We start from the raw sequence: 19,563 nt of genomic DNA, 5'->3' as shown, positions 1-19,563 counted from the left end.
CTACTGAAACAGCGAGGTCTCGAACAGGGTGGTGTCGAAGAGGCCGCCGAAGTACAGCGGGTCATTCGTCTCGGGAAGGGTCTCGACGATGTGGATGCCGGCGGTCGGCGCTGGCACGACCTCGCCGATCGGCTGCGCCTCGGCGAGCGGCAGGTCGACGCGAAGGCCCAGCGCGTCGCTGAGCTCGAGGGCCTCGCTGACCTGCGGCAGGGCGAGCTCGACGCGGGCCCGGATGCCGGCGGCGCGCCCGTAGTTCAGGGCCCACTCGAGCTCGCGCACGAACGCGGCGAGGCGCCGCTCGGGGCCGAGCTCGCCCTCGATCTCGAAGGCGTGGGGCACGTGGTCGGCCGGCACCCGCAGGGCGACCGACGCGGGCACGGACTCGTCCCAGCGCAGCTCGATGTCGGCGTCGGGGGCGGCCGGGACCTCGTCGGCGAGGGTGGCCAGCTTGACCAGATTGGGCCACGGCGACAGGAACGCGGCGAGCTCGTTGCGGGCCATCGCGTTGTAGATCCACGTGCTCTCGCCGGGCACGAGGCTCGGCATGCTCGAGTCGCGCTCGGCGACCGAGAAGCGGGCGCCGACGTGGTCGGGGCCGGTGAAGCGCGAGGTCTCGCCGTCGAACACGAAGGGGTTGGTGAGCAGCACCGGGGTGCCGGGCTGCGGGATGCCGTTGATCAGCGCGGGCCGCCGGTGGCGCAGCGTGAGGGTGTCGCCGTCCTTGACGACGCCGACGTAGATCAGGCGCAGGCCCGAGTCGCTGTGGATGAACACGGGCACGCGCGCGGGGCCGCTCTGCGGGCGCAGGCGCAGCTCTGGCAGCGCGGGGTCGAGGCCGCCGTTGGTCACGGTGAGCCGGCGGTTCGCCGGGACCTTGGCGAAGTGCACCGAGCTCGGCGCGCTCGGGTTGTCGATGAGGTCGACACGGACCTCGCGACGCTCACCGCCGGGGCCGCGGGCCATGAAGGTGGCGCGCGCGCTGCGGTCGGCGATGTTCCAGGTGATCGTCGGTGTGGCCTCGGCCTGGTACACGAGGGCGACGAGGCGGAGGATCGCCGGCGCGGTGGTCAGGCCGGCGCGGTGGATCGCCACGAACTCGACGAGGCGGCGGCGGAAGGCGTCGACCTGCTCGGCGCGGGCTGGCGGGAAGCCGAACAGCGCGCCGATGCGGCCGAGCTCGCTGGCAGCGCGGGCCTCGGGGGTCGGCGTGCGCCAGCCCTGCGCCAGGCTGTGCCAGCGCGAGCGCAGCAGGCGGCTGACGCCGTACTCGATCGCGCAGTCGTCCGGCTCGCCGCTCATCATGCGGGCGAGGTGGGAGCAGAGCTCGCCGAGGTTCGCGCCCTCCTGCAGCAGCAGGGGCAGCGAGGCGAGCATCTGGCGCTGGCGCTGCTCGCGGTTCACGCGATGACCTCCACGTCGCCGAGCGCGACCAGCTCGTCGGCGGCGAGCTTGATCTTCTTGGCGTCGCCGGGACCCTCCGTCGCGGTGACGCCGTCGCGGGTGGCGCTGAGGGCGGTGATGGTGATGCCGAGCGGGGTGAGGCGGCTCTGGAGGTCGACGAACAGGAAGTCGGCGGTGCCCTTGCTGCGGATGAAGGCGTTGTACTGCTGCACGACCTCGCGGACGCTGGCGCGGATCGAGTCGGCGTTGCCGGCCTTCTGGACCACCAGCTCGGTGCTGAGGGCGGGCCGGGTGAACCAGGTCAGCTTGATGTCGGCGGCCTCGAGCACGGCGGACTCGTAGGCGTCGACGTAGAGGTCGCCGCCGGGGAGCTGCGGGCGGGTCGCGAGGTCGACGCCCCGCAGGCCGAGGGTGCAGCGCTGGACCGCGGCGACAGCGACGTGGCTGAGCAGCGGGCCCTCGATCTTCTGCCGGCGCACGGCGGCGCCGGGCGAGAGGCCGCGGGCGGCGGCGACGAGGATCTGGCGCAGCTCGTCGGCGACGCGGGTCCGGGCGCGGTCGTCGAGGCCGGCGTCGACCAGCTCGACCTCGATCTGGGCGGTGATGTAGAGCGAGCGCTGGAACTCGAGCAGCACGCGCACGCCGGCCGGCTTGGCGTTGCGCAGGGTCTCCTCGACGCGGGCCCGGGCCTCGAGGTCCTTCTCGAAGCCGGGGTCGCTGATGATGACGCGCAGGACGCCGGGCGGGAGGTCGGCGGGCTCGCGGACCTCGACGTTGACGACGCCCTGCTCGCGCACGGCGGCGGCGATCGCCGGGGCCGTGCCGCGCTGGCTCTCGCGCAGGACGGTGCGCGCGCGGGCCCGCAGCTGCTCGTCGCTCTCGTCGGCCTGGCGCTGGCGCAGCGGCTCGATGTTCCGCACGGTCTCCACGCCGAGCACGGGGCGCGGCATGATCGTGAGGGTGTCGGGGTTGAGCAGCTGCGGCGCGGGCGGGCTGCCCTCCTCGCGCACCTCCTGCACCTCGGCGATTACGTGGGTCTCGCCGCGGGCCAGGACCACCTCCTCGACGGTCTCGAACAGCGGCAGCGGCTTGTCGGCGAGCACGCCGGTGACGCGGCGCCCGGCCGGGATGACGATGTCCTGCTGGGCCGGCACGGCGCGGCTGAACTGGACCTTGCCGGCGAGGCGACCGGCGCGGGCGCGCGTGACCCCGAGGATCGCGACGACGTTGTCGAGCGCGCTGGCCTCGGCGGTGTCGAGGAAGCCGGCCCGGTGGGCGGCGTCGAGGGTCGCGTAGAAGATCGCGAACTCGCGGGCGACGGCCTCGAGCAGGGTGCGCGCGACGCCGCCGACGGCGTCGCCGGGGCGGCCGGCGAAGCCGAGCAGCCGCTCGACGACGCCGGCGAAGCTGGTGTCTTTATCGTCGTAGATCGCGCTCATGAGGCCCTCGCACGGGTGCTTAGAAGTTGAGGTCCCACGACAGCAAGAGGCTCATGTTGGGGCCCTTGTTGATCACGGGGAAGGTGACGCGGTTGAACACGACCGGCGCCTCTTGGCCGACGCGGACCAGGATGCCGGCCTCGGTCAGCGGCAGCGGGTTGTCGGCGGTGCCGCCGTCGGCGATGGTCGAGCGGACGTTGACCCGCACCTGACCGCTGATGACGAAGGGCTCGGTCATCTCGGCCTTGGCCTCGCCGAGCTTGGTCGCGAGCCCGGGGTCGTCCGGGGTGGGCGCGGCGGTGCCGGAGCCGACGCCGATCGCCAGGGTGATCGCGCCGTTGGTCTTGCCGCCGAGCAGCTGGGCCAGCAGCGACTTGCCGCGGTTGGTGATCAAGTTGTGGACCACGTGCCGCTCGAGCAGCGCGCCGGCCGGGTCGCGCAGCTCGAGGGTGAGAACGCCTTGGATGCTGGTGTGCTCGCTGACCATGATGGGCTCCTCAAACGCTCACGCGAGGTCGACTGCGACCTCGATCTGGGTGATGGCTCCGGTGCGGGCGCGGACGGTCGCGGTGACCTGCACGGCCCCGGGGTAGGCGGCGATCGGCTCGACCTGCAGCGACTCGACGGCGGCGACGCGCGGGTCGCCGAGCAGCGCGTGGCGGACGTGGCGACGCAGCAGGTCGAGGTTGGGCCGGTCGAGGGTCTGACCGATGAGCTCGTGGATCCGGCTGCCGTAGCGCGGGTGGGCCAGGCCGCGCAGCTCGCCGCGCTGCACGAGCAGGCGCAGCGTCAGCGCCTGCGCGAGGTTGTCGAGGCCGGTGACCTGCTCGAGATCGTGGTCGCTCCAGACGATGTCAGCGCGGCCGTCTCCGGTGAAGATGACGCGCAGGTCGCTGCCGAGCTGGAGATCCTTGCTGCTGGCGTCGCTCATAGCAACCTCCCGGGGCCGACGGTCGCGCCCGGCGATGCGGGGATGCCGGGCGCGACCAGGGCCCGCTGCATCAGCTGGGCGAGCGCGTCGGCGATGGCCTTGCCGAGCGCGCCGGCGAGGTCCGGTGCGTTCTCGCCTTGCAGCTTGTTGCCGCTGCACAGACCGCTGGCGACGCCCTCGATCGCGCTGGCCTGCGGCGCGGCGCCGGTGAGGGTGCCGGGCGCGCTGGTGACGAAGCCGGAGATCGCGATCCCGGGGCTGACCATGACCTGCGCGGTGAACATCTGGATGCCCTGGGCGACGGCGCCGGCGATGACCTTGGCGAGGTCGGGGGCGTTCTCGCCGCGGATGCCCTTCGCGCTGAGGAAGCCGGCGGCGATCGGCTCGATGAGCGAGGCCCCGGGTCCACCCGCGGGCGGCGGCGCGAGCTGACCGGGACCCGCGGTCGCGCCGGCCCCGGGCGGCGGCGGAGCGGCGGCCGGGATGCCGGGCATGACCATGGCCTGGCCCATGAACAGCTGCAGCGCGGCGCCGCAGGTCTCGCCGATCGCCTCGCCGAGGTCGGGCGCGTTCTCCCCCTGCAGCCCCTTGGACTGCAGCGCCGACTTGGCGAAGCTGGTGATCTCGGAGCTCTGGGGCGCAGGCATGGCTTATCCCTTCGCCTTGACCGTGATGGAGCCGACCAGCGGAGCGCCGGTGAAGTAGCACTTGTGGGTCTTGTCGGTGATGACGCCGCCGCCGCCGGTGCCGAGGTCGACGTCGCCGGAGGCGTCGATCTTGGCGTTGGTGCACTTGATGTTGACGTCGCCCTTGACCTCGATCTTGAGGTCGGCCTCGCCGGTGATCTCGATGACGTCGTCCTTCTTGATCGTGACGATGTTCTTGCCGGCGGTGAGGACGATCGACTGGTCCTTGTCGATGGTCAGCGAGGCTTCGCCGGCGAGCGGCGACTCGACGCGCCACTCGCCCTCGGCGTGGATCGGCGGGCTGGCCTTGTCGGAGTAGAGGCGGCCGACGACGATCGGGCGGTTGGGGTCGCCGCCGACGTAGGAGACGTAGACGAGGTCGCCCTCGCGCGGGGCGCTGGCCATGCCGATGTGCGGCGTGGCGATCGGGACCTTGCGCAGCTCGAGGCCCTGCTCGCGCAGCTTGACGTTGCACTCGTAGTTGTGGGTGTCACCGTCCGCGTGCGGCATCGTGGCGGTGACGACGGCGATGTCGCCGAGGCGCAGGGCCTTGAGCTCCTCGCGGACGACGGCGCGGAGGATGTGCATCAGGTCGCTCACGGCGGGGCGCCTCCCTGGACCTGGTCGCGCAGGGTCCCGGCGGTGGTGACGAGGCCGGCGAGGGCGTCGCGCACGGGCACGACCTCCTCGGTGTAACGCGGCAGACCGGCGAGGACGCGGCCGACGGCGGCGGCGATCTCGGAGGCGGTCATGAGGATCGATCCGGCGGCGGGCGGGAGCCGCAGCGCCGGCTTGCTGCCGGTGGTGCCGAGGCCGACGATGGCGTCGATCAGGCCCTTGACGGTGTTGGCGATCCCGAGCGCCTTGGTCAGCGGCTCCTCGAGCTTCGAAAGCCACTGGTCGGCCTGCTGCAGCGCGGCGATGAGGCCGTCGAAGGCGGTCGTGAGGGCGCCGCCGATGCCGAACTGCTGGGCGAGGTCGGCGAGCGCGGCGACGGTGTCGGTCTTGAACAGCTCGTCGACGGCGACGATGAGCTCGTCGACGCTGCCGACGACGTCGCGCGGGGTGGTGCCGTTCGGACGCAGGAAGGGGGCGGCGCCGAGGCTGGGATCGAAGCCGGCGATCACGCCGCCGAGCTCGCTGGCGCGGCGACCGACCTCCTGCAGCTTGGCGAGGAAGTCGCTGCCGCCGGCGATCGCCTTGATGAGGCTGGCGGCGGCGCCGAGGTCGACGCCGGTGAGCTCCTCGAGCAGGTCGATGCCCTCGCCCGCGAGCTTCTCCATGAAGTCGCCGAAGCTGTCGGCGCTGGCGAGGTCGGTGATGACCGAGACGAACTTCTGGGTGTCGATCTGGCCGAGCGCCCGCATGACGCCGGCGAAGTCGCCGCCCGAGAGGGCGCCCGCGGCCTGCTGCAGCACGCCGCCGATCTCACCGGCGCTGAGCTGGGCGAGCAGACCGGGGTTGTCGGCGACGGCGCTGGCGATCGAGCTCGGGTCCTGCAGCACCGCGACAGCCCCGAGAGCGCCCTCGTTCCAGGCCGCGGCGTCGGCGTCGATGCCCGCGTCGACATCGGCCAGGCTGGCCCCGGCGGGCTCGGGCGGCTCGGTGTACTCGCGGACGCGGAGATAGAAGTGGTAGCGCTCGCGGTAGCCGGAGAGCTGGCGGACTTGCAGGTCCTCGATGAGCACGTCGGTCAGCGCGGCGCCGGCGATCGCGTCGGCGGCGAAGGCCAGCGGGCGCGCGTCGGTCTGGGCCTGGCGCAGCTCCTCGAGCGCGGCGTGCGGATCGTCGCCGAGCAGCAGGCCCTCCATGGTGACGACGACGGGCTCGCGTCCGAGGTCCTGGGCGACGCTGCCGGCCTGGCCCGGGCCGCGCTGCTGCACGAGGCTGCGGGCGTCCTGGGTGCGGATGTCCTGCAGGCCGGTGAGCTCGATGCTGCCGATGCGTACGGGCATGCCTAGAACTCCAGCCTGGTGGTGAAGCCGCGGACGCCGTCGAGCTGGTGACGCACGCGGCGGACACGCAGCGTGCCCCGCTCGAGGATCGCGGCGAGCGGGTGACCGTCCGGCAGCGAGGACAGCGTGATGGTGTCGGTGGGGGCGACCCGGGCGAGGCCGATGGCCTCGATGACGCCGCGCAGCGGTCGGTCGAGGGCGGCGGCGCGGCCCTTCGCGGCGTCGCCGACGGCGCTGCCAGTGCGCAGCGCCCCGTCCTGCACGAAGGCGGTGCGCGGTCCGCTGCTCGCGTAGCTGCGCGCGCTCGCCACGGTGGCGCTGCCCTTCACGCCGCCCAGATCGTCGGGTAGCCAGTGGGCCTTGTCGCTGCCCTGGGTGCTCGCGGCGCCCTCGCCCCACACCTCGACGCCCGCGCGGACCGAGCCGGAGCGCTCGAGCGCGGCGGACAGCAGATCGACGCCGTAGCGCAGCTCGACGCTGGCGCCCTGCTGATCGCCAGCGACGAAGTTGGCCTTGCCCTTGGCGTCGATGAACAGGTCGGCGCCCATGAGCTCGGCGAGGCGCTCGATGTGCCGCAGCACCGAGAGCTGGGGGAACACGACGTAGCTGGCGAGCTCGGGGCCGTCGGCGGCGCTGCCGACCTGGACCTTCGCCTGGCCGAGCAGGTCGCGGACGATCTTGCCGGGGCCCTGGGCCTCGTAGCTGCCGGTGAGGTAGGTGCAGGCCAGGCGCGCGCGGGCGTCGCTGGCGACGACGCGGACCCAGCTCTCGCCGACCTGCACGGCCTCGATCTCGCCGCTGAACACGTCGGACTCGCTGCCGTCGAGGCCGAGCGCGACGGTCAGCGGCTGGCCCGGCGCGGGCAGGCTGGCGCCGGCGGGGACGATGAGCTCGAGCTCGCAGACGCCGACGCCGTCCATGCCGGTCTCGCAGCGCACGCGCAGGAGCAGCAGCTCGCTGCTCGCCCCACCGAGCGCCTGCTGGTCGATCCGGATCGTCGAGGTGGGGACGTTCTGCGGCATCAGACCTCGACCCCGTGGCGACGCGCGGCGGCGCGGAGGATTTCGACCAGGACGTCCTCGAACTGGTGGCGATCGATCGCGGCGGGGAGCGACGCGGGGCCTCACGCCGCGGGCTCGGCTCAGCGGGCGTGGCCGGGGCCTGGGCGCCGCTGATCGGGACCGCGGGCGTGGCTGTCGCAACGGACATGTCGCTTGTGACATGTCCTTCGGGACTGGTAACGGCGGGCTGCGCGAGCGCCTCGAACTGGAGGGCGCGGCGCGGCGGCGCGACCTCGCGGGCCTGCAGGCGCAGCGGCGCGGGTGGCGATGGCTCGGGGCGAAGGGTCGCGGACGGACCCGGCGGGGCCGCGGGCGCGACGGGGGGCAGCAAGGCGATCGCGGGGGTCGCGGGGGTCGCGATCGCGGGGGGCGCGGGCGGCGAGGCGCTCACCACCGACTCGGCGAGGTTCGCCACGGCTGCGGATGTGAGGGTCGACGCGACGCTCGCGGTCGCGGGTGCAGCGGCGACGGAGGGCGGCGCGGCCGGGGCCAAGTCGACGCGCCGTGCGGGCGGAGGTGAGGGCGCGGCGCGCTGCAGCGGACGGAACAGGGCGGGCCGCGCGACGACGCTGTCGGCGGCCGAGGTCGCTACGGGAGCCGGGGCCGGCGCGAGCGCGGGGGGAGCCGGTACCTGCGTCGACGAGATCGACGCGGATGCAGCGAGCGGCGGCGCGGCGAGGGCCGCGGGCTCGGCCGACGACGACTCGCGGGGCAGCGCCGGAGCGGCGGCGGCGGACGCCGGCCGCAACGGCGCGGCGGGGCTGTGGACTGTGACCGACGACGCGACGGTGGCGGGCGACGTGACAGCGGGTGCCGGCGCAGCGAGCGACGCCGCGGCCGCGATCGACGACGCGATCGGTGCTGCCGCGACCGACGACGCGGCCGCTACGACGGGCGGCGCGATCGGTGCCGCCGCGACCGACGACGCGGTCACTGCGACGGGCGGCGCGACCGGTGCTGCCGCGACGGGCGGCGCGGCCGGTGCTGCCGCGACAGCCGGCGCGACCGGTGCTGCCGCGACAGCCGGCGCGACCGGTGCTGCCGCGACAGCCGGCGCGACCGGTGCTGCCGCGACAGCCGGCGCGACCGGTGCTGCCGCGACAGCCGGCACCGACTCACGCCGGTCGAGCGCCGCGGTCGACGCGGACGCGGTCGCTGCCGGTGCCGCGGCGCTCGACCGGATCGGCGACGCGGGCCCAGCCGCGACCTCGGATGGCGAGGACGCAGACGCCGAAGCACCGGCGTGCGACGGCCCGGAGGGCACAGCCGCGGCGAGCTCGGGCGGTACACCCGGCCATGCGCCGAGAGCGACGCGGAGCGGCCGCTCGAGGCGATCGAGCAGCTCCTGCGAGGTGACCGCGATCATCCTTCGCCCACCTCGATGATCACGGCGTCGGGGTACGCCGCGAGGCCGCCACGCCGCTGCGCGGGCGCGGGCGCGGGCGCAGGCGCAGGCGCAGGGGCCTCGAGGCGGTCGAGCAGCGCGAGGACACGATCGACCTCGGCCGCCGGGGCCGACCACACCTGCCCCGGCGTCCAGCCGAGCGCGCGACACAGGCGCAAGGTCACCTGCGCCAGCGCCTGCGAGCCTGGCCCTTCGGACATGTCGATCGCGGGCGTGTTGAGCTCCGTGACGGCGTCGAGGAGGGCGAGCGACGCGGCGGCGGGCGGCGCCTCGCGGGTGCTGGCGGCGATCATGGCCCGCAGGTAGCTGCCGAGCGCGAGCCGGCCGGTGGCCGGGTCGGTGCACGCGTCGAGGGCACGCGCGCGGTCCAGGCTGGACCACGCGCGCAGCCCGGACGGCGCCGACGCGGGCACCGGCGAATCGCCGCCGCTCGCCCACCACAACGCCAGCGGCGCGAGCTCCGACGCCGATGCGGCGTCGAGAGGCGGGTCGCTGGTGCGGGCGAGGATCTCGGCGGCGAGGCCGTCGGGATCGAGTCGCGGCGCCTGGCCGTCGTGGTGGGCGTGGCGGTCGAGCGCGGAGAGGTGGTCGTCGAGACACCAGGGCCGGAGCCGGACGCGATCGGTCGGCGATCGCTCGACCTCGAGCGCGGGGCCAGCGGCAGCGGCGACGCGCCGGACGGCGAAGCGCCGGCCGTCGATATCGACCGTCTGCCAGCCCTGGTCCAAGCCTTACTCCTCGCGGGCGCGGGTTGCCGTGAAGGTGTAGGTCGTGCTGACCGAACCACCCGAGCTCAGGCTGAAGGACTTGCCCTCGATGAAGCAGTCGTCGAAGGACAGGGTCCGCTTGGCACCCTCGGCCTCGTCGCGCTTGAGGTTGGCGACGATCTGGAACTTGCTGCGGTCAGTGAGGTGGGTGTCCAGCTCGGTGTTGGCCGACTGGACCACCAGCTCGCCCTGCACGGTGCGCAGGCCGAAGATGACGTCGACGCGCTCGTCGGTGCCGATGGCGCGGACATCCTGGCGCTCGGTGACGACGCGGTAGACGAGCGATTGAAGGCCCTCGATGGCGGTGCCATTGACGAGGACGCTGCTGCGATTCGCGGAGTAGATCGTGGGCATGGCGGTCGCTCCTCGTTAGACCTGGACCAGGACGGTGGCGTAGATGTAGTCGATGGCGCGCACGGGCCGGACGGCCATGTCGACGCGCACGATGCCCTTGGAGAAGTCCTCCTGCGACGAGTAGACGTCGACCTTGAAGGCGGGGTCCTTGCCGTCGGTGGAGGGCACGATGGCGCCCTCGCGCTGCATCTGCAGCAGCGCCTCGATCAGCTTCTGCTTGAGCGCGCCGCGGCCGTCGGCGTTGTTGAGGCGGCCGATGAACAGGTCGCCGATCATCTTCATGGTCCGCACGGCCCGGTCGGCCACGCGACGCACGCTGATCTGGTCGCCGTCGGTGGTGAGGCCGCGGACCACGATCGTGCCGCGGCCGCGCTCGGTGGCCACGGGCACGATGAAGGACTTGAGCAGCTCGGTCTGCTCCTCGAGCTTGAGCGCCCGCGCGAGCGGCCCGAGGCCGGCCAGCGCCTTGAAGGTGGGCGACTGGAAGTACGAGAGGTTGCCGACCAGGCCCGCGACGGCGCCGACGACCCCGTTCGGGGCGACCAGCGCGAAGCGGTCGCTGACCAGGTTCTCGACCGCCTTCTTGGCGTCGGCGACGGTCCACTGGGGCCCGACCTGACCGAAGCCGATGCGGCCCTTGGCGTCGCCGCTGAGGTTGTTGCAATGGGCGATGACCGAGCTGTAGATCGACACGACATCAGCCTGCTTGCTGAAGTCCTGGACCGCGGCGAGCACCGAATCGACGTCCGACTCCTCGATCAGGGCGTCGAGCGCCGTCTGGTAGTCGGCGACCGCGGCGTCCTTGCCCCCGGTGAGCGGGTAGGTGCCGGCCTTCGGCAGGCCGTCGGCGGCGCCGTCGAGGGCGACCAGCGAGAGGCCGTTCAGGGCCGCGGCGAGCTTGTCTGCGGCGATGTTGCGCAGATGCTCGATGGCGTCGCCGGCACCGCGGCGAACGATCGCCAGGTCGACCGCGACCACCGCGCTGTTCGCCGTCCGCTCGGTCACCACCACGTCGAGCGAGTTGGCCCACAGACCGCCGGCCCGGGCCTTCAGCTTGATCGCCGCCTTGTTGACGTCGCCGTTGCTGAGCGACGCGCCGGCCGTGAAGTTGGCGTTCGGCAGCGAGACGATCACGAGCTCCGACACGCCGTTGTCGATGGCTTGACGCGCCTCCGGGAGGCTCAGCGCCGTGACCTCGCCACACAGCTCGCGCACGCGATTCCAGCTGGCGGCGCGCACGGTGCCGACGCCGCCGGCCGCTCCCGTGAATCCTACGAGGCCGAGCACGCCGGACGGGGCGAGCTGCTGGGGTAGCACTTCCTTGACCACCGAGACCGACACACCTGGGATGATGAGAACCTTGCCCATGGACCCTCCAGCCTGACCACCGCGCAGCATCGGGTGCGCGCCCGCTCATTCCTTGCTCGCCTCACGTCGATCGTGAGCGCGAAACTACTGACAATCGAACGGTCGCAAGATAGGCCCGGAGCCGTCGCAGCGTCAATAGAAAATCGCTGGGTCGGTATGGGTGAATCTGCGCGGCGACTACTCTGCGCATATTCGCCTGGACTCATTGCGCGCATTCGCGGCGCGGATCGGTGCATGTCACAACATCAGGACACCGGGCTGCTGCTGCGAATCGCGCGGAGCCGTGAATGTGACATCGTTCGCCGCGCGTACCGACGCGGCTGGGCGAGCCGCCCCCGACCAAACGCACAGCCGATCGATCGCCACCTGCTCACGGCCCGACCTCGGACCGCCCCTGGCACTGGCCCCACTGGCCCCACCCCTCGCCCCACTGGCCCCACGTGAATCGCCGCGCCACGGAGCGGCTCCGTGGCGCGGGCGAGGCGGTTGCTACGAGGCAGCGGCCTCGGACTTCAACATCTCCTCGAGCACCTGGATCGCGCCGCCGATGCGCAGCAGGGTGTCGCGGACGTCTTGTTGGCGGGCCTCGAGGTCCCGGAGGACCTTCTGGCCGGACTCGAATTCGGACTTGAGCTGGTTGAGGCGCTCGCTGAGCTGATCTCGCATGGATACTCCTGAGGGCGGCACACTACCATGATTCCTCGCCGCCGCGGACCCGCGGGCCGGGGGCGAAGGTGAGCGGCACGGGGCGCAAGACCCTGCTCGCGACCGAGCCGCCGGAGTTGCGACCCCGACGGCTCACCCGCGCCGGCAGCGATGGTTCAGTTGGTCCGGCCGATGACGACGAGCGTGGCGAGTACGGTGTTGTCGCCCGAGGCGTTGGGGTCTGATTCGGAGCAGAAGGTCTTGACCGTCGCGCCGCTGGTGCCGTAGCTGACCACCGTGGCGAATGCGTGCTGGGGGATGCAACCGACGCCCTGGGCGGCGCCCCAACTGTTGAAGTTGACGTTGCCGTTGTTGTTGAAGAGGCTAAAGCCGTTGAACACGACGAAGGCCGAGAAGACCTGCACGAAGCCCATGCCGGCGTAGTTGACGAAGGTGTCCCGCGGCTGCGCGCCGTTGTTGATGGCGGCGAAGGTGTATTGATAGAATTGGATGTTGTAGGCGCTCGCGGTGACCTTGCCGGAGACGGCGAGGTGGCCGTTCACCTCGAGGCGATCCCAAACGCTGACGCGGCGGACGTTCGGGTCGTTCGATCGGTTGCCGATGATCATCAGCGTCTTGTAGGTGGCGGTGTCGTTGGAGATCTCGGAGCGGTTGGTGCCGCTCGCGGGGAAGTCCGACCAGCCCGACGTGAAGCGAAGGGCGTTGGCGTTGCTGCCGACCTCGACGAAGGTGTCGCGCACCGCCAGCACCCCGGTGAAGGCCGCGGACTGGCCGCCCTTGCCGTAGCCGAGGCTGGCGCCCTGGAAGCCGAACACATCGACGCAGTCGGTGCCGGAGTTCCAACGCAGTTGGTCGTACTGGTCGCTGACGCTGGCCCGCAGGTAGATCGGGTTGCCGTCCATGTGCAGGCCGCCGCCCTGGATCTGCACGCGGTTGAAGGGCTGCAGCGGGGTGCTGCCGACCTGCAGGCCCTTGACGGCGACGATCGGCTCGCTCACCGACAGCGCGCCGGTGATGTTGACCGGGCCGCTGTTGGTCGTCCCGGTCACCTTGAGCGCGGCCAGGTTGGCCTGGGTAGCGACGTTCAGGGTGGAGCTGCTGAGGTCGCCGAGGGTCTTGAAGGCGGCGGCGTCGACGAGGCCGTTGACGGTCAGACCTGCGTCCTGGCCCGGGCCGACGACGAGGCGCCCCATCACGTCCACGCGGTCCCACAGCGCGACCTTGCGGACACCGCCGGCAGATCGGTTGCCGACGATCATCAGCGCCTTGTAGGTGTTGGTGTCGTTCGAGATCTCGGACGCGTTGGGCTTGGTGTCGGTGAAGCCGGACCACAGCGAGGTGAGCCGGAGCGGGTTGCCGCCGCCGCCGGCCTCGACGTAGCCGTCGCCGGCGACCAGGCTGTCCTTGCCAGCGGGGCTGGCTCGCAGGACGCCGGAGACGACGGTGGTCCCGCCGACGCTGAGGGCCGGGCTGCTCGGCGGCAGCTTGTCGCCGGTGATGCCCAGCGTGCGGACCGTGTAGTCGGAGCCGGCGTCGACCTTGGCGCCGGTGACGGCGCCGTCGGCGATGCGGGCGGTGATCACGGCGTTGTCGGCGAGGCCCTCGGAGGTGAGCGGAGCGCCGGAGAATTGGCCATCCTTCCACTTCCCGTTGTGACTGTGCTCGATGTGCTCCTTGCGGAGCGCGAGCTGCATGTCATTCCACCGCTGCGCCGTGATGGGTTCGTTCGGCTTCGCCTCATTAAGCGGCTTGTTCTCGTTGGCCATCAGCTCCTCCGCTCAAACCTACGATTCACTCCGCCGCACGAATGCAGCGATCGGGAGGGAGGATAGAGCCGGACTTCCGCCCCAGGCAAGCGATACGTCCGCGCATCGATCGCGCGCGCGGCTCGATATCGTATGTGCAATGACGTGCATTGATGTGCATGGCTGCGCATGGGCGCGCGCCTCAGCGCGTGTGGTGATCAGCCGACATGGCACGATTCCGGGCCCTGAGCGACCACGCACTCCGCCGAATAGTGGATCCCCGGGCGGCGCGGACCTTCGCGCAGGATCTTGAACTCGAGGTTCTCGCCGTCCTGGCCGCACGCGGCGATCGCCTGGCCGTCCGGACCCGGGACGAGGGTCATGTCGTCGCCCTTGAAGTCGCTGCGGCCGCCCGGGTCGACCAGCGTGTAGAAGCACGCGTCGGCGTCGGCGGGCACGGCCCAGCCGTCGCCGGCGCGGACGCAGGCCGGGACCTCGACCTCACTGGCGTCGGGGAGCTCGGCGGTGACGAGGCAGTCGGGCTCGAGCAGCTCCGTCTCGGGGTCGCTGTCGGCGACGCAGGCCCCGGCGCACGCGGGCGCGAGCGCCTTCTCGATGCTGCGGGCGATCTGCTCGAGCGCGGGGCTGTAGTCGTCCTGGCAGATCGAGAACAGGTTGCGGGCGCCGTCCTCCCCGGCGAAGGCCTCGGCGACCTCGCGCTCGCGCACCGGCGGGATCGCGGTGCTGTTGCTGCCGTCCTCGCTGTTGGTGCAGCCGGGGGCGATGCCGAAGTTGATCGCCTGCTCCGAGCCGGGTTCGGCGGCGTGGTACTCGATCTCGGCCTCGCCGCGGTCGTAGCCGACGGGCACGCCGGTGATCAGCGAGACCAGGACATCGCGCGCCGCGGCGCCGCCGTCGCCCGCGGGCTGGCCGGTGGGCTCGCCCGAGGTGCCGCGCAGGCCGGCGAGGAAGTCGATGTAGCGGTCGACCGGGTGGAGCACGGCGTCGTCGTCGGCGCCGGGGCTGCCGTCGGCGCTGTAGTCCTCGGCGTGGCACTCCTTGAAGTCCGGGCCGGCGCCGCTGCAGGCCGTGCCGGCGCGCCAGCAGGTGGCGCTGGTGCGCTGCGGGGCGACGTCGTTCTGGAAGGTGGTGTTGGTGGTGAAGATGTCCTTGTGCGCGGGGTTGCTGCTGCAGTCGGCCTCATCGGTGACGAGCACGACCGAGAGCAGGGCCTCGTCGCGCATGAAGCCGTTGCCCTCGGGGCCGCGGGCCTTCGTGATCGCCAGGCGCATCGCCTCGAGCGGGGACTCGTAGCCGCAGCCGTCGATGCCCTGCGGGCCGAAGCAGGCGAAGGCGTCGGCCATGGCGACGCCGGGGGCGAGGTTCGCCTGGCCGCCGATCGACTCGAGCCAGGGGTGGAGCTCGCCGTCGTAGACCGACGGCTGCTGGCGCAGTTCGTCGGGGCCGAGCTTGCACTGCTCGGTGCAGGCGTAGGCGGCGTCGAGGTCGTTGAAGACGAAGGCGCCCTGGGCCACCGCGTCGAGGCAGCTGCGCAGCACCAGCGCGCCGTCCTCCGGGGTCGCGCCGCTGCTGCAGCCGGGGTGGGCGACGTCGGTGGTCGTCACGCCGATGCGATAGTCGGCGCGCATGCCGTCGAGCGCGGCGATGAAGGCGGGGAAGTTGCGGGCGAGGCGGGCCTGCTCCTCCGCCATCGAGCCCGAGTTGTCGATGACGAAGAGGATGTCGACGTCGCGGTTGAGGTCGAGCCGCAGCGGCTCGCGGACGATGTCGACCTTGTCGTAGACGACCTCCTTGACGGGGTGCCCGAGGCAGCCCCCGAGCAACGCGGCGACGGTGAAGGTGAGTACAGTGTTGGCAGTGCGGGTGGCGGGTCTCATGGGTGCTCCTGGGGTGTTCGGGTCTTCGCACCTGGATTGCAGCTCCCGGACCATATGGAATCATTGATATTATTCAGATTGTGCGTTCACTCGCGGTCTGGAGGCGACAACGGCGATGGCTGTTTTGGTGGCGGGCGACAACAAGGTTGACACCCCGGAGGCAGGGCACGTAGCGTGGCGCGGCTTGGACACCTGGGACCTGATCGTCATCGGCGGCGGACCGGCGGGGACCAGCGTCGCCGCCTGTGCCGCCCGCGGCGGGCTGCGGGTCCTGCTGCTCGAGGCCGACGTCCACCCACGCGTGCACGTGGGCGAGAGCCTGCTGCCCGGCATCATGCCGATCCTCGATCGCATGGGCGCGCTGGCGGAGGTCGAGGCCGCGGGCTTCACCCGCAAGAGCGGCACGACCCACTGGCAGTGGGGCGCCACGCCGCGCTGGGACCTGTGGTTCTCCGACACCGACGCGTACGAGCACGCATACCTGGTCGACCGCGCGCGCTTCGACGAGATCCTGTTTCACGCGGCCGAGCGCGCCGGGGCGGTGTGCCACACGCACGCGGCCGTGCGGGCGCCGCTGTGGGACGGCGATCGCTGCGTCGGCGTGCGCTGGCGTCGACGCGGCGAGGAGCACGAGCACGAGGCGCGCGCGCGCTGGACCGTCGATGCGTCGGGCCAGGCCGCGCTGCTGGCCCGCGAGCTCGGGCTGCGCGAGACGATCGCGGGCCTGCAACACCAGGCCTCGTGGGCCCACTACGAGGCCGCCGGCCGGCTGCCGGCGCCGCGCGAGCGCCAGGCGCTGTTCGTCGCGGAGCGGGACCACTGGCTGTGGCTGTTCCCGCTGACGCCGACGCGGGCGTCGATCGGGATGGTGCGCCTCGATCCCGGCGATGACCGCGAGAGCGAGGCGACCCGCGGCGAGCGCTTCGCGGCCGCGGTCGCTGGCAGCACGCTGCTCGCGGGGGTGCTCGGCGCGGGTGCGCAGCGGGTCACCCCGGTGCGGACGCAACGCGACTGGAGCTACCGCATGCGCCGGGTCGCGGGCCCAGGCTACCTGCTGGTCGGCGACGCGGCGGGCTTCATCGACCCCGTGCTGTCGACCGGGGTTTTCCTGGCGATGCACGCCGGCTTCCACGCGGCCGAGCTGCTCTGCGGCGAGCTGCGCGGGGAGCACGACGCGGCGGCGGTGCTGGAGCGCTACCAACGACACCACGCCGAGCTGTTCGGCGACCTGCTGCGGATGGTCCGCTTCTACTACCAGCAGACCCTGACGCGCGACGACTACTTCTGGGAGTCGAAGCGGATCTTGCTGCGCGAGGACACCGAGCTGCGGCCGCAGAAGGCGTTCCTCATCCTGACCAGCGGGCTGGTGCGCAACCTGGCCTACGCGGCGGTCAGCGACGCGGCGCAGGCCCGGCGCAGCGCGGCGCTGGGGCGCGACGAGACGACGCTGCACGATCCAGAGCAGCTGGGCTTCGTGTGCTGCCAGCTCGAGTTTCGGCCCGCCGACGGCGCGGAGGAGCCGGCGCAGCTGTACCTGCTGATCGAGCCGCGCCGCGTCGCCGAGCCGACCCTGTTTCGCACCCGCAACTGGCACATCAACTGCCTCGCGCCGCGCTACGCCAACGACCCGATCCGCGAGCCCGCGCTGGCCGGGCCGCTGCGGGCCCTCGCGGGTCAGCTGCAGGCGCTCGACGACGTCGAGGGCGAGGCGCTGGCGAGCTTCTGGCGCCGCCGTCGCGCGGCGCTGGTCGCCGCGCTCGCGGCGATGGGCCCGGGCTTCGCGCTCGCGCGGGTGTTCGGCGAGTGAGCGTCGGCGAGTGAGCGTCGGCGAGTGAGCGTCGGCGAGTGAGCGTCGGCGAGGGCGGCTCGCCGCGCCGCGAAGGTGCTTGCGCCCGCGGTGGATCGTGCCAGGATGCCGGCCATGTCGCGCCCTGCCCTGCTCGCCCTCCTCCTGCTCACTGCCCTCCCCGCCTGTAAGGAGCAGGCTGGTCCCGCCGGACCCGGCGACTCCGGGGGCGGCAAGGTGTGCACGCAGATCGGCTGCATCAACGGCTTTCGCGTCGAGCTGAAGAAGGCCACGGCGTGGACGCCCGGTGTCTACACCTTCGGCTTCGAGCTCGACGGCAAGGCGCTCGAGTGCAAGGGCTCGCTGCCGCTGCAGGCCTGCGACGCCGGTCCCTCGCTGAGCTGCACGGAGGACGGCAAGGTTCAGATCGGCGAGTCCGGCTGCGCGCTGCCGGCGGATCAGCAGGGCTTCTCCGACATCCAGATCTCCGGCGAGCCGCAGCGGGTCAAGCTGACGATCAGCCTGGGGGACAAGCCCCTGCACAGCGCCGACCTGACGCCCAACTACATGACGACGCAGCCGAACGGCGAGGGCTGCGGCCCGACCTGCCGCAACGCCGCCGGCGAGATCATGGTGCCGTGAACGAGTGAGGGCCGCGCCCTCGCGGGTGCGGCCCTGCTAGTGTCGCTGGCGTGAGCAGCGGGCGATCGATCAGGCCGCCGTCTGGTCGCCCATGTGGGCGATGATCGCGTCGCCGAACTCGGAGCACTTCACCTCGTGGGCGCCCTCCATCATGCGGGCGAAGTCGTAGGTGACCTTCTTGGCGAGGATCGCCTGCTCGATGCCGCGGATGATCAGGTCCGCGGCCTCGTGCCAGCCGAGGTGGCGGAGCATGAGATCGCCGGAGAGGATCACCGAGCCGGGGTTGACCTTGTCCTGGCCGGCGTACTTCGGGGCGGTGCCGTGGGTGGCCTCGAAGATCGCGTGGCCGGTGTCGTAGTTGATGTTGCCCCGGGGGCGATGCCGATGCCGCCGACGCAGGCCGCGAGGGCGTCGGAGATGTAGTCGCCGTTCAAGTTCATCGTCGCCACGACGTCGTACTCGGCCGGGCGGGTCAGGATCTGCTGGAGGAAGGCGTCGGCGATCGCGTCCTTCACGACCACGCGGTGGCCGTCCTTCTCGAACACCATCCACGGGCCGCCGTCGAGCAGGGCCGCGCCGTAGGCAGACTTGGCGAGCGCGTAGCCCCAGTCACGGAAGCCGCCCTCCGTGAACTTCATGATGTTGCCCTTGTGGACCAGGGTCAGGCTGGGCAGCTTGTGGGCGATCGTGTAGTCGAGCGCGGCGCGGACCAGGCGCTCGGTGCCCTCCTGCGAGACCGGCTTGATGCCGAAGCTGGCGGTGTCGGGGAAGCGCACCTTGGTGAAGGGCTTGGGGAAGTTGTCGCGCAGGAGGTCGCGGAACTTGTTGCCGTCCGGGGTGCCGGCCTGGAACTCGATGCCGGCGTAGATGTCCTCGGTGTTCTCGCGGAAGATCACCATGTTGGTGTCCTGCGGGCGCTTGATCGGGCTCGGCACGCCCTCGAACCAGCGGACCGGACGCAGGCAGGTGTAGAGGTCGAGCTCCTGACGCAGGGCGACGTTGAGGCTGCGGATGCCGCCGCCGACCGGCGTGGTCAGCGGGCCCTTGATGCCGACCAGCTGCTCGCGAAACACCGTGAGGGTCTCGGGGGGCAGCCAGCTGCCGGTCTTCTCGAAGGCCTTCTCGCCGGCCAGGACCTCGCGCCACGCGATCTTGCGGCTGCCGCCGTAGGCCTTCGCCACTGCGGCGTCGAACACGCGGACCGAGGCCGCCCAGATGTCGGGGCCGATCCCGTCGCCCTCGATGAAGGGGATGATGGGGTGGTTGGGGACCGTAAGGCCCTGCGGAGTCATCTTGATCGTATCGGCCATCGGCGCCCGTATACCACGGCGCCCGCGTGGCCAAGCCGCGGGCGCTGACACTGCGCCGACGCGGGTGCGTGAGCCGCCTCGTCATTGACGGCGATCGGACCCGCGCGATAACGTGATTGGCGCTGTACTGGCCGTGACGGGCCATGACG

17 protein-coding genes and 1 pseudogene are annotated in these 19,563 nt (G+C 72.1%); 3 read left to right on the top strand and 15 right to left on the bottom strand.

From position 1 onward, the window contains the following. From IPJ59_RS23795 to IPJ59_RS23760, 8 genes are read right to left on the bottom strand one after another with little or no spacing between them, the layout of a single operon-like run. Entirely contained in the window at positions 1-1,401 is a 1,401-nt protein-coding gene (locus tag IPJ59_RS23795) for a hypothetical protein (protein ID WP_293250811.1), read from the bottom strand. Continuing rightward, positions 1,398-2,840 carry a baseplate J/gp47 family protein gene (locus tag IPJ59_RS23790; RefSeq protein WP_293250809.1) on the bottom strand — a complete coding sequence of 481 codons (1,443 nt, stop codon included), beginning with the start codon at positions 2,838-2,840 and terminating at the stop codon, positions 1,398-1,400. The genes IPJ59_RS23795 and IPJ59_RS23790 overlap by 4 nt, the downstream gene beginning before the upstream one ends. Before the next feature lie 19 nt (positions 2,841-2,859). Next, positions 2,860-3,327: a hypothetical protein gene (locus IPJ59_RS23785; RefSeq protein WP_293250807.1), complete on the bottom strand. Its 468-nt coding sequence runs from the start codon at positions 3,325-3,327 to the stop codon at positions 2,860-2,862. A gap of 18 nt (positions 3,328-3,345) precedes the next feature. Further along, positions 3,346-3,771, bottom strand: coding sequence for a DUF2634 domain-containing protein (locus IPJ59_RS23780; RefSeq protein WP_293250805.1), 426 nt, complete (start codon positions 3,769-3,771; stop codon positions 3,346-3,348). Continuing rightward, the gene (locus IPJ59_RS23775; RefSeq protein WP_293273420.1) at positions 3,768-4,418 is read right to left on the bottom strand and encodes a hypothetical protein; all 651 of its coding nucleotides are present in this window, start codon (positions 4,416-4,418) and stop codon (positions 3,768-3,770) included. Before IPJ59_RS23775 ends, IPJ59_RS23780 begins: the two co-directional genes overlap by 4 nt. A 3-nt stretch (positions 4,419-4,421) precedes the next feature. Further along, on the bottom strand, positions 4,422-5,057 hold the full coding sequence (locus IPJ59_RS23770; RefSeq protein WP_293273419.1) for a phage baseplate assembly protein V: 636 nt from the start codon (positions 5,055-5,057) through the stop codon (positions 4,422-4,424). After that, entirely contained in the window at positions 5,054-6,412 is a 1,359-nt protein-coding gene (locus tag IPJ59_RS23765) for a hypothetical protein (protein WP_293273418.1), read from the bottom strand. The genes IPJ59_RS23770 and IPJ59_RS23765 overlap by 4 nt, the downstream gene beginning before the upstream one ends. Positions 6,413-6,414: 2 nt before the next feature. Further along, positions 6,415-7,434: a hypothetical protein gene (locus IPJ59_RS23760; RefSeq protein ID WP_293273417.1), complete on the bottom strand. Its 1,020-nt coding sequence runs from the start codon at positions 7,432-7,434 to the stop codon at positions 6,415-6,417. Between the two features lie 14 nt (positions 7,435-7,448). Here IPJ59_RS23760 and IPJ59_RS23755 point away from each other — a divergent pair, with 14 nt between their 5' ends. After that, positions 7,449-8,858, top strand: a complete 1,410-nt coding sequence (locus IPJ59_RS23755; RefSeq protein WP_293273416.1) for a hypothetical protein — start codon at positions 7,449-7,451, stop codon at positions 8,856-8,858. Here IPJ59_RS23755 and IPJ59_RS23750 read toward each other — a convergent pair. The 6 genes from IPJ59_RS23750 to IPJ59_RS23725 form a co-directional block, all read right to left on the bottom strand. Further along, positions 8,836-9,606, bottom strand: coding sequence for a hypothetical protein (locus IPJ59_RS23750; protein ID WP_293273415.1), 771 nt, complete (start codon positions 9,604-9,606; stop codon positions 8,836-8,838). The two genes, IPJ59_RS23755 and IPJ59_RS23750, sit on opposite strands and share 23 nt — an antisense overlap. Before the next feature lie 3 nt (positions 9,607-9,609). Continuing rightward, on the bottom strand, positions 9,610-9,999 hold the full coding sequence (locus IPJ59_RS23745; protein ID WP_293250789.1) for a hypothetical protein: 390 nt from the start codon (positions 9,997-9,999) through the stop codon (positions 9,610-9,612). Between the two features lie 15 nt (positions 10,000-10,014). Then, entirely contained in the window at positions 10,015-11,367 is a 1,353-nt protein-coding gene (locus IPJ59_RS23740; RefSeq protein WP_293273414.1) for a phage tail sheath subtilisin-like domain-containing protein, read from the bottom strand. A 489-nt stretch (positions 11,368-11,856) separates the two neighbouring features. Then, entirely contained in the window at positions 11,857-12,033 is a 177-nt protein-coding gene (locus tag IPJ59_RS23735) for a hypothetical protein (protein ID WP_293250785.1), read from the bottom strand. 155 nt (positions 12,034-12,188) lie between these two features. Further along, complete coding sequence (locus IPJ59_RS23730; RefSeq protein ID WP_293273413.1) at positions 12,189-13,799, bottom strand: hypothetical protein; 1,611 nt, start codon at positions 13,797-13,799, stop codon at positions 12,189-12,191. Between the two features lie 197 nt (positions 13,800-13,996). Beyond that, positions 13,997-15,676: a vWA domain-containing protein gene (locus IPJ59_RS23725; protein WP_293273412.1), complete on the bottom strand. Its 1,680-nt coding sequence runs from the start codon at positions 15,674-15,676 to the stop codon at positions 13,997-13,999. Positions 15,677-15,860: 184 nt separating this feature from the next. Here IPJ59_RS23725 and IPJ59_RS23720 point away from each other — a divergent pair, with 184 nt between their 5' ends. After that, positions 15,861-17,483, top strand: a complete 1,623-nt coding sequence (locus IPJ59_RS23720) for an NAD(P)/FAD-dependent oxidoreductase (RefSeq protein WP_293273411.1) — start codon at positions 15,861-15,863, stop codon at positions 17,481-17,483. A 114-nt stretch (positions 17,484-17,597) separates the two neighbouring features. Beyond that, positions 17,598-18,104, top strand: coding sequence for a hypothetical protein (locus tag IPJ59_RS23715; protein WP_293250775.1), 507 nt, complete (start codon positions 17,598-17,600; stop codon positions 18,102-18,104). Positions 18,105-18,173: 69 nt separating this feature from the next. Here the strand turns inward: IPJ59_RS23715 and icd are convergent. Next, positions 18,174-19,414: pseudogene (gene icd, locus IPJ59_RS23710) on the bottom strand (NADP-dependent isocitrate dehydrogenase). Positions 19,415-19,563 lie beyond the last annotated feature (149 nt).

The organism is Nannocystis sp. (assembly GCF_016714285.1).
Taxonomy (GTDB): Bacteria; Myxococcota_A; Polyangia; order Nannocystales; family Nannocystaceae; genus Nannocystis.
This window is presented reverse-complemented; position numbering and strand designations above follow the sequence as displayed.

Excerpts from the sequence above, each read along its gene's own strand:
- IPJ59_RS23790 (WP_293250809.1), bottom strand. The coding sequence starts at position 2,840 with ATGAGCGCGATCTACGACGATAAAGACACCAGCTTCGCCGGCGTCGTC.
- IPJ59_RS23785 (WP_293250807.1), bottom strand. The coding sequence starts at position 3,327 with ATGGTCAGCGAGCACACCAGCATCCAAGGCGTTCTCACCCTCGAGCTG.
- IPJ59_RS23780 (WP_293250805.1), bottom strand. The coding sequence starts at position 3,771 with ATGAGCGACGCCAGCAGCAAGGATCTCCAGCTCGGCAGCGACCTGCGC.
- IPJ59_RS23775 (WP_293273420.1), bottom strand. The coding sequence starts at position 4,418 with ATGCCTGCGCCCCAGAGCTCCGAGATCACCAGCTTCGCCAAGTCGGCG.
- IPJ59_RS23765 (WP_293273418.1), bottom strand. The coding sequence starts at position 6,412 with ATGCCCGTACGCATCGGCAGCATCGAGCTCACCGGCCTGCAGGACATC.
- IPJ59_RS23760 (WP_293273417.1), bottom strand. The coding sequence starts at position 7,434 with ATGCCGCAGAACGTCCCCACCTCGACGATCCGGATCGACCAGCAGGCG.
- IPJ59_RS23745 (WP_293250789.1), bottom strand. The coding sequence starts at position 9,999 with ATGCCCACGATCTACTCCGCGAATCGCAGCAGCGTCCTCGTCAATGGC.
- IPJ59_RS23740 (WP_293273414.1), bottom strand. The coding sequence starts at position 11,367 with ATGGGCAAGGTTCTCATCATCCCAGGTGTGTCGGTCTCGGTGGTCAAG.
- IPJ59_RS23735 (WP_293250785.1), bottom strand. The coding sequence starts at position 12,033 with ATGCGAGATCAGCTCAGCGAGCGCCTCAACCAGCTCAAGTCCGAATTC.
- IPJ59_RS23730 (WP_293273413.1), bottom strand. The coding sequence starts at position 13,799 with ATGGCCAACGAGAACAAGCCGCTTAATGAGGCGAAGCCGAACGAACCC.
- IPJ59_RS23725 (WP_293273412.1), bottom strand. The coding sequence starts at position 15,676 with ATGAGACCCGCCACCCGCACTGCCAACACTGTACTCACCTTCACCGTC.
- IPJ59_RS23715 (WP_293250775.1), top strand. The coding sequence starts at position 17,598 with ATGTCGCGCCCTGCCCTGCTCGCCCTCCTCCTGCTCACTGCCCTCCCC.